The 14,715-nt window shown below is 42.4% G+C and carries 13 protein-coding genes; 6 read left to right on the top strand and 7 right to left on the bottom strand.

Translation table 11 applies throughout. The annotated features are described in order from the left end of the window. Positions 1-73: 73 nt before the first annotated feature. The 3 genes from EAH55_RS07010 to EAH55_RS07020 are packed head-to-tail and all read right to left on the bottom strand — an operon-like array spanning position 74 to position 4,641. Positions 74-1,912 (bottom strand): UbiD family decarboxylase, encoded by a 1,839-nt coding sequence (locus tag EAH55_RS07010; protein ID WP_121809059.1) that lies wholly within the window; start codon positions 1,910-1,912, stop codon positions 74-76. A 43-nt stretch (positions 1,913-1,955) separates the two neighbouring features. Next, a complete protein-coding gene (locus EAH55_RS07015; protein ID WP_162996780.1) occupies positions 1,956-3,260 on the bottom strand; it encodes a M16 family metallopeptidase in 1,305 nt (434 codons plus the stop codon). A gap of 13 nt (positions 3,261-3,273) precedes the next feature. After that, positions 3,274-4,641 carry a M16 family metallopeptidase gene (locus tag EAH55_RS07020; RefSeq protein WP_121809061.1) on the bottom strand — a complete coding sequence of 456 codons (1,368 nt, stop codon included), beginning with the start codon at positions 4,639-4,641 and terminating at the stop codon, positions 3,274-3,276. A 153-nt stretch (positions 4,642-4,794) separates the two neighbouring features. Here EAH55_RS07020 and EAH55_RS07025 point away from each other — a divergent pair, with 153 nt between their 5' ends. The 3 genes from EAH55_RS07025 (at position 4,795) to EAH55_RS07035 (ending at position 6,390) form a co-directional block, all read left to right on the top strand. Beyond that, complete coding sequence (locus EAH55_RS07025) at positions 4,795-5,631, top strand: sulfite exporter TauE/SafE family protein (protein ID WP_112574982.1); 837 nt, start codon at positions 4,795-4,797, stop codon at positions 5,629-5,631. A 103-nt stretch (positions 5,632-5,734) separates the two neighbouring features. Beyond that, the gene (locus EAH55_RS07030) at positions 5,735-6,118 is read left to right on the top strand and encodes a DUF1634 domain-containing protein (protein ID WP_121809999.1); all 384 of its coding nucleotides are present in this window, start codon (positions 5,735-5,737) and stop codon (positions 6,116-6,118) included. Between the two features lie 44 nt (positions 6,119-6,162). After that, complete coding sequence (locus EAH55_RS07035; protein WP_121809062.1) at positions 6,163-6,390, top strand: KTSC domain-containing protein; 228 nt, start codon at positions 6,163-6,165, stop codon at positions 6,388-6,390. Here the strand turns inward: EAH55_RS07035 and EAH55_RS07040 are convergent. Beyond that, positions 6,387-8,831, bottom strand: a complete 2,445-nt coding sequence (locus tag EAH55_RS07040; RefSeq protein ID WP_121809063.1) for an outer membrane beta-barrel family protein — start codon at positions 8,829-8,831, stop codon at positions 6,387-6,389. The genes EAH55_RS07035 and EAH55_RS07040 overlap by 4 nt on opposite strands. Positions 8,832-9,117: 286 nt before the next feature. On the opposite strand from EAH55_RS07040, the gene EAH55_RS07045 reads away from it, so the two are divergent. Further along, a complete protein-coding gene (locus tag EAH55_RS07045; RefSeq protein ID WP_121809064.1) occupies positions 9,118-10,434 on the top strand; it encodes an alpha/beta fold hydrolase in 1,317 nt (438 codons plus the stop codon). A gap of 111 nt (positions 10,435-10,545) precedes the next feature. On the opposite strand, the gene EAH55_RS07050 is transcribed toward EAH55_RS07045, so the two are convergent. After that, complete coding sequence (locus EAH55_RS07050) at positions 10,546-11,016, bottom strand: DinB family protein (RefSeq protein ID WP_121809065.1); 471 nt, start codon at positions 11,014-11,016, stop codon at positions 10,546-10,548. Between the two features lie 101 nt (positions 11,017-11,117). Between EAH55_RS07050 and EAH55_RS07055 the strand changes: the two genes are divergently transcribed. Continuing rightward, entirely contained in the window at positions 11,118-12,899 is a 1,782-nt protein-coding gene (locus EAH55_RS07055) for a DUF885 domain-containing protein (protein ID WP_244228114.1), read from the top strand. Between the two features lie 85 nt (positions 12,900-12,984). On the opposite strand, the gene EAH55_RS07060 is transcribed toward EAH55_RS07055, so the two are convergent. Then, a complete protein-coding gene (locus EAH55_RS07060; RefSeq protein WP_121809067.1) occupies positions 12,985-13,227 on the bottom strand; it encodes a hypothetical protein in 243 nt (80 codons plus the stop codon). Between the two features lie 154 nt (positions 13,228-13,381). Here EAH55_RS07060 and EAH55_RS07065 point away from each other — a divergent pair, with 154 nt between their 5' ends. Then, positions 13,382-14,299, top strand: coding sequence for a DUF6263 family protein (locus EAH55_RS07065; protein ID WP_121809068.1), 918 nt, complete (start codon positions 13,382-13,384; stop codon positions 14,297-14,299). 47 nt (positions 14,300-14,346) lie between these two features. On the opposite strand, the gene EAH55_RS07070 is transcribed toward EAH55_RS07065, so the two are convergent. After that, positions 14,347-14,697, bottom strand: coding sequence for a hypothetical protein (locus EAH55_RS07070; protein WP_121809069.1), 351 nt, complete (start codon positions 14,695-14,697; stop codon positions 14,347-14,349). Positions 14,698-14,715 lie beyond the last annotated feature (18 nt).

The raw sequence follows: 14,715 nt of genomic DNA on the forward strand, positions 1-14,715 counted from the left end.
CCTCTAACCTCTAACCTCTAACCTCTAACCTCTAACCTCTAACCTCTAACCTCTAACCTCTAACCTCTAACCTCTAAATCACCCCAAACAATGATCCGCCTTTTTCGCCCAGTTTGTCAACTGTTTTTTCCACTTCGGGCACACGCTCCAGCACGGGGGCATGGTGTGGTTTTATCCGGGCATCTACAATCAGCGGACCTTTGCAGCCCCAGTGTTTATGCTCGGTAAAGCTGCCAACGCCGTAAATATCATGCGATGGGTTGCTGCGGGTAAAGGTTACCCATACAAAATTATTGATGGTTTGCGCCGCAAAACCCGCATCGTCACAAAGTACCATTAATGGCAAGCCGGTGAGGTCTTCATCCTGCAGGCTGTATTCAATAATACTGATAACGTTATCAATATCTTTATGATTTACATGTTTCGGCACTTCAACCATCAGGACGCCGGGCATAGCCATTTTGTAGCCGGTTATAGGGCGGGGGAGGTTGAACCAGTCGGGGAACTCCGTCCATAACTCACGTTTAATATTACCGGCAACGGTAACTGCCAGTTTACTGCCCGAATTTAGCCCTTCGCCGCTATAGTCGAGGGTATCGATTGTGGTGTTGGTATGAAAGTGCAAATCCCGGGTAAGGTCGATCCTTTGCAGGATGTGTTTCAGGAAACCGCCGATGTCGTTCACATTCAGTTTTGGATCATCTTCATGAGCGGCAATGAACAGGTATTTGGCAAGACTTAACTGACCTTTACCCAATATATGGTTGGCGATAGTAACTATCTCCTGTGGCTTGCGCTCTTTAAGGTAAGGAGTGTACCGCTCGCTGCCGATGGCGAAAAGCAGCGGGTGAACACCGGCAGCATCAACCGCGTTAACAGCATGCAAGCCCGGGATCTCCTTAGGAATAGCTGAACCTGTAATTTCATGAATCAATGCCCCAAAGCTGGTATCCTCCTGTGGCGGGCGACCAACCACTGTAAACGACCAGACGGCATCTTTGCGGTGATATACGTTGTGCACTTTCATCAACGGAAAAGGGTGTACCAGGCTATAGTAACCCAAATGGTCGCCAAAAGGCCCTTCGGGTTTATTTTCGTGCGGCATAACTGTGCCGGTGATCACGAAATCGGCATCTGCCGAAATGCAAAAGCCTTCATTGTCATAAAAATACCGGAAGCGGCGATTGCCTAACGCACCGGCGAAGGTCATCTCCGATAAACCCTCGGGCAGAGGCATTACCGCGGCTACCGGATGTGCGGGCGGGCCGCCTACAAATATGCTTACTTTTAACGGCTGGCCCTTGGCGTTGGCTTTGGTTTGATGCACGCCTATACCTCGGTGAATCTGGTAATGCAAACCAATTTCCTGGTTTTGAATATAATCATTGCCGGCCAATTGGATGCGGTACATGCCCAGGTTGGCGTTCATGATGCCCGGCTGATCTGCATCTTCAGTATATACCTGCGGCATGGTAACAAATGGGCCGCCGTCCATTGGCCAGTTTACAATTTGCGGAATATCGCTGATATTACATTTGCCAAATTTTATGGGCGCGCCTGCACCGCTTTTCATAGGCAATGCCGAAAGGGCGGTTAAACCAACACCCGTATATTTAAAAGGATTTTTTATCGCTTTTATCGGGTTGTTTTTAATATCAACCAGCACCTTGATCTTTTCAATTGTATCCCTGAAAATAAACTTCGACCTGTCGAGGGTGCCGAAAAGGTTAGACACAGCTGGGAATTTACTGCCCTTTACGTTCTCAAATAATATAGCAGGCCCTTCGTTCTCAAATACGCGTAAGTGTATCGCGGCCATTTGCAGGTAGGGATCCACTTCTTCTTTAATACGAATAAGGTGGCCGTTTTTTTCGAGATCGGTAATGCAGGCTTGTAAACTTGAGTAACCCATGAGTAACTATAATATATTGGCCAAAAGTAAACAATAGTTCACTTTAATATGCCGGAATCTTGAAGCCCTCAATCGCGTCGGGATTGCCAAGAAATGTCCATCGTAAACCAACAATATATGTGTTTAAAGCTTTAGCAACCTGGTCTGTTGTGGCCATATATACCAACTGCGGAAAATCGTCGGCATACTGCCATCCGCCATTTATTTCGGCTAGGCCAAGCCGGTTAGTAACCGATGCTGCGCTCTGATCATTAATAAAATTACTGATCAGGAAGCCGTTCTTAATCCGGGTAAGCCATTCATTATTAACACCTGTCGCTTGTAAATTTTTTAATATGTTGAGCATGGCGGGAATAGCTTCCTGCGGCTTGTCGGTACTTAAATGCATATGTGCAAAAGGCATTTGGTATGACCATGTGGAGGCGCTTGGATCATAAGCCAATCTGCGTTGGTTGCGTAATTCATAGTAAAGGGTATTGGCCAAAGCTGAGATCCCTAACCTGAACGGAACATTATCGGCACTATTAACTGCCGGTGAGTTCATGATAGCCGATATATAATTGGTTGGCAGGTCACGTCTTTCACCAACCAGTTTATTATCTGTCCAGGCCGGAGAAGGGTAATCAGGCTTTGCATAAAACGCCGATGGCATGTTACTGAAGGAAGCCAGTACCTTTTCAAATATCTCCTGCTTGGTTAAATTACCTACAACCACTATGAATATCTTGTTTTTATTTAACAGGGTTTTATAGTACTCTTTTAAATCGGCTGCTGTTAAGTTGCGTAAGGTAAGTTCGTTGCCTTCGGGCTGTGTGGCATAAGGTGTTCCGCTAAAGGCATTTTGCATTTGTAACTGCTCCAACCTGGTATCGGGATAAGCCTGGGCATTTTTAGTTTCTGAAATCAATTTAGTTTTTAGCAGCTCAACCTGTTGGTCTTCAAATACCGGGTTCATAATGGCCTCGGTAAACAGGTCCCAGGCCTGATTCAGGTATTTGGAAACAGTGTTAACCTGTACATAACCACAATCGTATGACGAGTTGCCGTTCATAAAAATCTCGTATTTATCAGCAGTGTCTTTTAAGGCCGAAGAACTGTGTTTTTTAGTACCGCAATCAGTAAGCGATTGCAGGGTAAGGGTTTCGATACCCGCTTTGTTAGGCTTGTAATTGGTTACGCCACCACGGTAATACATGCGTACGTTAACTACATTTTTAGGGCTGGGTTTAAAAATTACTTTGATGCCGTTCACGTCAAATGAGGTTGCTGTTGGAGCTGCTGGCGCCTGGGCAAAAGTTGCAGAAAGGCCGGTGAGCAATAATATGATAGATAAAATAGATTGTTTCATGATAAAGTTTAAATTAATTGGCCTTGAAAAAATCATCTGCATTAACCTGTGCCTTTAAATCGGGATTGATTAGCAAGCCGGCGCAATATGGTTTTGCTTTAATGTATTTGCGTACATAGGCTTGTACATCGGCTTTGGTTATCTTGTCTATTTTATCATTATAAGTAAAGTGATAATTGAGCGATGCAGATGCCCACCAGAATGTTAGTGTTTGTACGTATTGCGTAGTGATTTCGGCTCGTCGTTCCTGGCTTATCTGGAGTTTTCGTTTCGCTGTCTGGATCTGCTCGTCGGTGATATAGTCATCAGTATCAAACAAGCTGATCTGTTTTTTAGCCTCGTCCAGGCATTCTTTAATTTTTTGCGGGTTGGGTTGTATGTAAAATGATATTTCGCCGCCGTGTGCCAGTGTAAGGTAATTAAAGTTGATTTCCTGGGCCAGGCCTGTTTCAACAAGGGCTTTGCTCAATTTTGACGATCGTTGGGTAAGTATATATGAGAAAATATCAGCAGCATATGTTGCCGGAATATCATGCCGCGTATCGGGGCCCTGCCAGCCTATATAAATTGAGGGTACGGTTGCCAGGTTGGATTCTGTAATAAAATAGTCGGTTTTTTTGAGTGGTTCAAACTCTGGCACCATCCACTTTTTGAAAGGGTTAACAGCCGAGGCCTGCCAGCTGCCAAACAACGGTGTCACCTGTTTAAATATCGCATCATGGCTTACTTTGCCTGCAACTATGATTATAGCATTGTTAGGATGATAGTATTTTAGCTTTACAGAATCAACCATGCTTAACGTAGCTGCATTTATGGCGTCGCGCGTGCCAATGGCAACTTTTCGGGTGGCGAGGTTACCCCATAAGTGCTGTAGTATAGCTAAGTTAAATTTGAATGATGCTGTTGATTCTTTCTGTGTTAATTGGGCAAGTGTAATGGTTTTTTCACGTTCAAGTTCTTCATTATTAAGTACCGGAAAACGCATAGCCGAATTCATATACTTTAACCCTTCTTCTATATTAAAACTTGGGAGCGTAAAAAAGCAGCTGCCGTATTCTTGCTGCACGGTGCTGTTTTTTTGAGTGCCTAATACACTTGTACGATAACCAACCTGCTCGGCATTGCCATAGTCCTTATTAGCTTTGAAAAGCATCATCTGATACAAACCGGTAAGCCCGCTGTATTTTAAGGGCTCGGTAAAGGCGCCGGTTTTAAACGCTATGGCAACTGTTGCTAACGGAACGCTGTTGTCTTCAACAACGAGAACAGTGAGCCCGTTTTGCAGCGTTTTTACAAACATGTTTGCGGGGATTTTGACCTGGGCCAATGCAGGCAGTGAAGTTGCGAAGAGTAATAATAAAACGTGAATTTTCTTTGTCATGGTTAACGCCGATAAGGTTTTTACAGGTTAAAATAACAAAAGAAATTCACTCGGTATAAATTTATTGCTGAAGGCGGCAAAATGTTCTGTTAACTTAAAAATTGAATCATCCTACGAAAGTAATCCGTACTTTAGCGTCATTATTATTCCCCTATGTCGGTTACCATACTTACGCTTATTATACTTGTTGGGTCGTACTTAGCGGGTTTATTGGGTTCATTAACGGGTTTAGGCGGAGGTGTTGTTATTATTCCGCTGCTTACCATTTTACTTGGTGTTGATATTCAGTATGCTATTGGCGCATCGCTGGTATCGGTAATTGCTACTTCGTCTGGTTCGGCGGCAGCGTATGTTAAAGAAGGGATAACCAATATCAGGCTGGGTATGTTCCTGGAAATAGCTACCACCATAGGCGCTATGGTAGGTGCGCTGATAGCGGTTTATATCCCTACAAATTTCATCGCCATTTTATTTGGTGTTATCCTGATCCTTTCGGCAGTAATGTCATTAAAAAAGAAGGCCGAGCATATTCATCAGCAAAAAAGTGTATTGGCCGAAAAGCTAAAGCTCAATGGTAGTTTTCCAACTCCGGCGGGCGCTGTTCCTTATACGGTACGAAATGTTGGCGGCGGTTTTTTCATGATGCTTTTTGCCGGGGTGATATCAGGTTTGCTGGGCATAGGGTCGGGAGCGCTAAAGGTTTTGGCGATGGATGGGATTATGCGGATCCCGTTTAAGGTATCAACCACTACCAGTAATTTTATGATAGGGGTTACCGCGGCCGCAAGCGCGGTGGTTTACCTGCAAAGGGGGTATATCGACCCGGGACTTTCCATGCCGGTTGCTATAGGTGTTTTATTAGGGGCTTTAAGCGGATCAAAAATATTGGTGCATACCTCATCATCCGGATGGCTGCGTGTGGTTTTTGCCGTGGTGGTTACGTTTTTGGCGTCGCAAATGATATATAAAGGAATTACTGGTAATATATAGTCATTAGGTCATTGCGTCATTAAGTCATTTTTTTATGACGTTGAATACAATGGCTGTTCGACATGATGAGAAGAAATGACTTAATGACCAAATGATTGAAAAAATGACTAAAAAGTTCAAAGATACCGATATGCAGGCCGTGATAGGCTGGATACTGCGCGCAGGGGTGCTGGTATCAATGAGCGTTATTTTTATTGGTGGGGTTATTTACCTGTATCGTCATGGGTACACGCATGTTGATTACAGCAAATTTGTTGGTGTACCCGATTTTGTGAGTAATCCGGCTGGAATTATACATGGCATAATTACATTACGCGGGCGGGCAATTATACAGGCCGGGATAGTGCTGCTGATAGCCACGCCGGTTATCAGGGTGGTATTTTCGGCTATTGGTTTCATCATGGAGAAGGATTTCCTGTACACCGGCATCACTATGCTGGTACTGCTCATTATTCTGGCAAGCATGATAAGCGGGCACGCGGGATAATATTTTTGAAAACTTTTTTGTATTTATTATAGTATATATAATAAATGCAGAGACGCCCTGTACAATCATCGGCTTTAAGCAGCGTTGGCTATGATCCCGATGCCCGGATCCTTGAACTTGAATTCAGGGAAAATGGTGGTGTATGGCAGTACTTTGGTTTTCCCTTATCTACCTACAAGAGGTTTATCAATGCCGAATCGTTGGGGAATTTCTTCGTTACCCGCATAAAAGGCAAATACCCCGAGCTAAAAGTAAGGTTTGCGCATTATTAGTTTCCGGTGCGGCGGCGTTCATCATCGTTACCGGTATTCCGTTTATTGGCCGATTTAATGGTGCTTTTACCAAAACGATAACTAAAATTCAGCCTCACGATGCGCGTATCGCGTTTGTTAACTTCCGAAAGATCGATGTTTTGGTAAACGGCTCTGTTGCGCCCCCTGTCTGTATTAAAAATATCGTTCAGCGTTAGTTTAAGGGTAGCCCGCTTATCTAATATTTGCTTGCTGATACCAGCATTTACCGCATAGCTGGCCTTTAATTCATTGATTCCGTAAATGGTCGGGGTTTCATATCTGCCGGATATTTCGCCGAGCAATGTACTTGTGATAACAAAGTTTTGTGTGCTGCCGAAAATGATATCTTGCTTGCCCCGGTTAAAATCGCCATTGCGGGCATAGGCCTTGTAGCGTACGTAAATGGCATCAAGGTTAAAACTGGCCGACCACCATTTGGTGAATTGTACAGGCGCGTAAAATGAAGCACCGTAAACAAATATCTGCCCAAAGTTTTTACGATAGGTTACATTAACCTTGGTAGAGTCGTTTTGGTAATAAACCGGGAAATCATAAGCATCGTTAGTAACGGTATAATATAACTCGGTCGAAAAAGTTTGATCGTATGTGTGCGATATCTGTATGGTATTGGTGTATTCGGGTTTTAGCTGAGGATTACCGGCGCGATAGTCATACAAATCGGTATAGTACAAAAATGGGTTAATATCCTCATATAGCGGCCTGTGGATGCCGCGGTTATAACTGATACCGATGATGTTCTTTTTATCGGCCTCATAACTTATTTGTGCCTGCGGAAAAAGGTTGAAATAATTATAGGTATTTACATCTGGGGTATCATCATTCAAGCCCCATGATTTGCCGGTTGCATGCGTGTTTTCGGCACGTACCCCTGCCGTAATATCCCATTTACCTATTTTATTAATGTAGTTGATATAACCGGCGCTCACGGCTTCCGAATACAGAAACCTATTGCTGAAATTTTCGTCGGGCAGGTATCTGCCACTTACTTTTGGGCCAAAAACAAGATTATTGTTACTCTGGGCATTATTGTATTTGACACCAACCTCCAACCGTGAAGTTTTATTCAGCGGGTTTACAAAGTCCATTTTTGATGTCCAGATATGGATATCTGATGGCGAAAGGTTTTCCAGGTCAAGATCGTTGCGGTAAGTATTCCCTGCCGGGGTAAAAAAACTATTGGTAATAAACTCATTTGAATGGCGCTTATAAGTTGAATAATTACCATCTACCGAAATACTTCTGCCGGTTTTATCCAGCACCGCGTTATAATTGATATTGTAATTTAAATAGCTGCTGCCCCTGTCAAGGTTTGATTGCGCCCTGATAATTGAGTCGAGTTTACTTTGATTGCGGATGTACAGATCGTTGTTTTTCGCAAAATCATCTTCCCTGATAATGCCGCTTACCAAAAAGCCTATGGTTTGTTTTGTGTTGATGGAATAATCGGCGCCTAACTTAAAGTTGTGGTTCCGGGTTTTCTGAATGTTATTATAATCAACATCGTAGTTGCTCAGGATATCGTTATAAGTAATGTTCCGGTTGGTGGTAATAGTGCGGGTGCCTTTGTTATTATCGTAAGTGTAATTACCAAAAATATTGAGCTTGCTGGTGCGGTTGTTGAAAACAATGCCGGCCGTACTTTTATAATACTTGCCGTAACCTGCCATGGCTGTAATTGTTCCGTTTGTACCCAGATTTTTGCCTTTTTTTAGAATGATATTGATAATGCCTCCGCCCGATGCATCATATTTTGCCGATGGGCTGCTGATCATCTCAACCTGATCGATAGTGCTGCTTTGCATACTGCGGAGCAGGCTGGTAAGGTCATCGCCAGTGAGGTTGGTAGGTTTACCATCTATGGTTATTAACGCGGCCTGCCTGCCATTGATACTTAAGGTTTCATTACTGTTGACCCTCACCCCCGGCGATTGCCTCAGGATATCAAAGGCCGAATTACCCTCGGCCAGGATACTGTTTTGCACGCTTAATACAATTTTGCCGGGTTTAACCTCAATATAAGGTTTCCTGGCCACTACTTTAACTTCCTGCAGCTGGTTATCCGAAAGTTTTAAAATAATATCCCTGGTAATTGTTTTTTGACCGGCGGTTACTTTGTATGGCCCTGTATAAACTTTAACATAGCCTATTTTACTAATGAGTATTAAGTAACTGTCGGGTTGAAGTCCTGTAAACTCAAACTGGCCATTTTTATTTACCAGGTTTGATTTTAGGATGGAGGAGTCGGCGGCAGAAAGTAAAACGGCGGTCGCGGCTTCTGCTGTCTGGTTATTTTCAGTTAAAACCTTTCCCTGTATTATTGAGGATTTTGTTTGGGCAAAAGAAAAACAATACATTCCCGTCAGGAATGCAAAAAAAAAGCCTGCTGTTAAACCCCTCATTAATCAGTAGATGTAGAAATTTGCTATAGTTTAAAAATTTATAAAATGTACCGCAATATAATACAATATATATTAAACTATATGTATTGTATTGATATTTTAACGTTATAATATAAAATAATGTTGCAACATGAGTATTGAATTGTAAAGGTAAAAGGTTTTATGCCGGTGTAGTAATATATTGTTTGCAAAAACGCCCACAATAGCATAAATAAACAAAACAACCTGATTTTTTCTTTATTTTCGGCCTCGGTACATCATCGCACTGTATATTGACCATTATAACATGAAAAAAATTTGTCTGTTTATATTAGTTACCTGTTTTGCAGGGAAATTGTTTGCACAAACCCCGCCTGCTAATTATGCAACGGCTTTAAATAAGTTTAAGCAGTTATACAACAACAATCAGCCCGACAGTATTTACAGTCTGTTTGGCCCCGAGATGATGAAGGCGCTTTCACAAGCCGACTTCAAAAGCACTACCGCGCAGTTAAAAACGCAGTTAGGCTCGCTGTTGCAGGCCGATCTTGAAAGCTATGAAACTCCTATAGCGCACTATAAAGCTACATTTCAAAAAGCTGTTTTTTTATTAAACATCTCGTTAAATGCCGATAATAAATTTACAGGTCTTTCATTAACACCATACAAGGCAGAAAATACTGCTGCGGCCTCAACTCCGGCAGCAAGTACAACTTTAGCAACCGACCCTTCTTTAGTAGAGTCACCGGTTACAGTTAAAACTTTGCTGGGTTCAATATCAGGAACCTTAGCTATGCCAAAGGATGCTAACGGAAAAGTACCATTGGTATTGATCATTGCAGGCTCAGGTCCTACGGATAGGGACGGCAACAGTCCTAAATTGGGCCTTTATGCCAATGTTTATAAAATGATTGCTAACGAGTTGGGCAAAAAGGGTATAGCATCATTACGTTATGATAAACGTTTGGTTGGGAAAAGCACCACTTCAATCAAAGAAAACGAGATCAGGTTTGAAGATTATGTGGAGGATGCTGCCGCATTGCTTAATATGTTTACTGCCGATGAAAGATTTTCGAGGGTGATTATACTCGGGCACAGCGAAGGCTCATTGGTGGGTATGATGGCTGCTTATGATGAGCCTATAAAAGGCTTTATATCAGTAGCCGGTGCAGGCGATTCGGCCGATAAGATCCTGACCGAGCAAATGAAATCACAGCCAGCGTTTATATCAGATGGCTTTAACCGGATGCTTGATAGTTTGAAACGCGGTAAAACAACTGACAATATCGACCCTGCACTGTACTTTATTGCCAGGCCAAGTATCCAGAAATACCTGATGTCATGGTTCAGGTATAACCCGCAGCGCGAGATCAGGAAAGTGAAAGCACCTATATTGATCATACAGGGAACAACCGATTTACAGGTAACTGTTGGCGATGCCGAGAAGCTAAAAAAAGCAAAATCAGATGCCATACTTGATATTATCCCTAACATGAACCATGTGCTGAAAGAAGCCCCAGCAGATAAGGAAAAGAATAAGGCTACCTACAATGAGCCCGACCTTCCGCTGAAACCGGAGTTTGTTACGGCGATAACTAATTTTGTGTTGAAAACAACGAGATAATATACAAAAAACCATGTCATTGCGAGCGAAGCGTGGCAACCGCACGGAGGCATATTCGCCCTGTAAAGCATGCGATTGCTTCGTTCCTCGCAATGACACGATAATAATTTCTTACCAAGCTCCCAATAACCTCCTGATCACAATGATCTCGGCAATATGATATGCGTTATGATCTGCCGCCTGTAATGCCTCACGAAGGATAGTTTGCCCATCGCCATGAGGGATTTTTCCATAGATATCCCCGGTTTTGACCAATTCAATTAGTTCATTCAGGTCGTCGTCAATTTGTTTTAGGCTGTTATTCCAGGTTTGGTCATCTTGTGGCTCAAGTTCTTTTGGCCAGTAAGCCTCCGGCCATTTTGGTGATTGATGATTTCCATCCTTACTAAACTCCAGCATATCCCATTGCGCTATCCTGATATGTTCAACCAGTTGCCATATGGTATAAGGGAGCTTGTCAACCTTAGCGCCGCGAAGTTGTACCGGCAAACCGTCAACTGCTTTTTTAAAATCGGCATGGGCGTTGCCGCCTTGCAGTAAATGGATGATTTCGTCAACTAAAATCTTGTGTTCATTATTCATAGGTCAATCAAATGTTTGATAAAGTAACAAATTCGTCGCCGGTTTGATTTATTTGGCTTAAATGTTTTAAGTTTATGCTTCATTGTAAAACCCCATCAGTTGTGATCAGAAATATATTCTTAAAATTAACACTCGCCGTTGTTTTATTTATGGTAGCCTTTACCGGTTGTAAAAAAGAGGGGGGAAGCGGTACCGGTCCGCTTTTGGGTAAGGATGATGCTGCTTTTCTGAAATATGAGAATACATTTCTGGATAATTTCTGGAAGCTAAACCCCGATTGGGCAACATCGGCAGGATATCATAAATATGATAGTTTGATGGTGATCCCTAACGATCAAAGCCGTGATAAGCTGGTAACCTTCGCCAAATATCAGGTAGATTCGTTAAGCCGCTTTGAAGTAAATACCCTGTCAGAAGCTAATAAAATAGATTATAAGATCCTTCAAAACCAGCTTGAATATGTGCAATGGCAGGTACGCCAGTTAAAACAATACGAGTGGGACCCATCATCATACAATGTTATTGGCACCTTTGCTTACATTTTGAATGAGCATTACGAGCCATTGACTAAACGCCTGCGCCATTTTTATCAGCGCATGTCATTCATTCCGCAGTATTACAAGGAAGCCGAAAAACAGATCAAGAACCCGGTAGTGGAGCTTACCAGCCTGGCTATTGAGCAAAATCTGGGCGGCATGGATGTAATAGGAAAAGATTTTGCCGATTCGCTCAAGAAAACTAATATCCCTAAAGCCGAACAAAAATTAATGACCGACAGGGCCGCCCAAAGCGTTGTTGCCATTAAAGCTTATGCCGATTGGTTGAAGGCGCTGAAGAACGATCATCCGAGAAGTTTCAGGTTGGGTAAAGATCTGTATGAGGATAAGTTTAAATACGAGATTGTTGCATCTAACACTGCCGATAAAATTTACAACGCTGCGGTTGAACGTAAGAAATTCATTCACCGCGAAATGGGTAAGATCAGCAAGCAACTTTGGCCAAAATACTTTGGTAAGCAAGCTGCACCTGCCGATAGTTTGCTGATGATAAGCCAGCTGATAGACACGATATCGACCAAACATGTTAAGCCTGAAGATTTTCAATCGTCAATTGAGCAAATTATACCTAAGCTTAACGCCTTTGTAAAATCTAAAGACTTGTTAACACTTGATCCGTCAAAACCATTGATCATTCGTAAAGAGCCAGGGTATATGGCCGGTGTAGCAGGTGCATCTATGAGCGGGCCTGGTCCGTATGATAAAAATGGTAACTCATACTACAACGTAGGCAGTCTTTCTGGCTGGAGCAAGGAAAAAGCCGAAAGTTACCTGCGCGAGTACAATAACTATATTTTACAGATCCTGAGCATTCACGAGGCTGTGCCGGGGCACTATATACAGGGTGTATATTCAAACAAAGCGCCAAGCATCATCAAAGCAGTATTTGGTAATGGCGCCATGGCCGAAGGCTGGGCGGTATATACCGAACAAATGATGCTGGAAAATGGCTTTGGTAACAACGAGCCCGAAATGATGCTGATGTGGTACAAATGGAACTTACGCTCGGTATGCAATGCCATATTGGATTATAGTGTACACAGCGGCAGTATGACCAAAGATGAGGCTATTAAATTATTAACCCGCGAGGCATTTCAACAACAAGCCGAGGCCGATGGCAAATGGAAGCGTGTTAGCGTAACCAGTGTGCAACTTACCAGCTATTATACCGGTTATAAAGAGATTGTTGATTTAAGGGATGCCTATAAAGTAAAAATGGGCGATAAATATAAACTGAAAGAGTTTAACGAAAAGTTTTTGAGCTACGGCAGTGCCCCGGTTAAGTTTATACGCGAAGCCATGCTGGCCAAAACCAGCGGAAATTAATTGATAGTCCATAGGTTTAAACTCATGGACTATGAAACCATGAGTTTATTCCCTGATGAACTATCAAAATCTTTTTATTAACAGCTTAGGCGTAATGATTTTTTATGTGATGCTCAAGCTGAGTCATCACGTTTTTCTTCAGCTTACCCTTGTAACATGTGCAGCATCCCTCGTTAAGGTTAAGCTCGGCAATTGTTTTACCCTGGTACACCACACGGAAATTACCGGCTTCATTGGGTAAAATGGCCAAAATACGTTCATCTTCTCCCGAAAAATTGATAAGCACATGAAACTGGTGCTGTGGCATAAATGCTATCTGCTGTAACATAAAACCTCTCCTTCGTAAAATTAGGTGTGTGAAAAAAAATAAAGAGTTGAGCGTAGTATAAAGTTAACGAATTTGTTTTTAATTAATTGTTAGGAATTTTCAGTTTTTTGCGAGATATATTATAATATATTTAGCGCTTACATCTTTGCATACTATGAAGAAGATTTTGTTGGCTGGCGCGCTGGCTATGATGGCATTTGCAGGTTATGCCCAAAAGGTAAAACCGGCACTGAAACTGGTTAAAGGAAACACCTATTACCTGTCAACCCTGGCACATTCGGTTGTAAAGCAAACTATAAACGGGCAGCTTAACAATATTGATATGACCATTGAAGGCAAAATGTCATTCAAGGTGCTTAATGTTGATTCGTTGTATTACATGGAGGTTAATTACACCAAAGTAGGTATGAATATGCAGTTACCTAACGGTAATGTAGCTTTTAGTTCTGACGATAAGGATACCACCAATATTATGGCGCGGATCATGGCAGGCATAACCAATAAGCCGTTTACCGCCACGTTAAGCAAAAGCGGCAGGATCAGGTCGATTGAGAATGCCGAGAATATGATCACATCCATGATAGATGGTTTTAAAGAAGTTCCGGCTGATAAGAAGGGGCAATTAAAAACTCAGCTAAGCCAGTCATTTGGTTCCGGCGCGCTTAAAAGCAATCTGGAAATGGCTATGTCCGTCCTTCCGGAGGTATCGGTTGTTAAAAACGATAAGTGGACAATAAAAAATAACCTGCAGGGGGCCATGAGTGCCAAAATGGTTTCGGTTTATCAACTGATGGATATTACGCCGCAAAGCTTTGTAATTCATGGCAACGCCACTATCGAAACCGATAATACCGCCGGTTACAAAACAGTTGGAAACTTACCTATGAAATACAACATGAAAGGAACTATGGTATCAGATGTTGTTGTTGATAAAGCTACCGGTTGGATCTCAAGCTCAAAGGTTAAACAAAACATTGATGGCGCGGTAGAAATAAAGGATAGCCCGCAGGTGCCGGGCGGTGTAACTTTCCCCATGAGTGTGGTAAGCGAAACTTCAACTACAAATCATTAATTAAACATATAAAAAAAATCCCTGCCGAAACCGACAGGGATTTTTTATTATTTTCCGGGATTATAGATCCAAACACCTTCCAGGTAAAGCTTATACCGGGTGGGTTGAAATTCGCCATAGGCAAAAACAATTATCGCGTCTTCCCTTTTTGCGTAATAAAGCCTGAGCCTATCGCTGCCCTGGTAAAGGTTAAGGAAGCCACCGGGGGTAAAGCCGGCTGTTTTTATTATGGTATCGAAATCACCAGGGGTAAGTATCTTTTGCAGATCTTCAAAATTGTTATTGGCAAAATCACTGAACTTTATGTTTCTGGCTGGTAGACTGAAAGATTTAAGCACCGCCTCTTCTTCATCTCCATCAAATAATAATGATTTTGTTACTTCATATTTTGTGATCATATTTTAATATATATCGTT

The sequence above is a fragment of the Mucilaginibacter kameinonensis genome, from assembly GCF_003675385.1.
Taxonomy (GTDB): domain Bacteria; phylum Bacteroidota; class Bacteroidia; order Sphingobacteriales; family Sphingobacteriaceae; genus Mucilaginibacter; species Mucilaginibacter kameinonensis.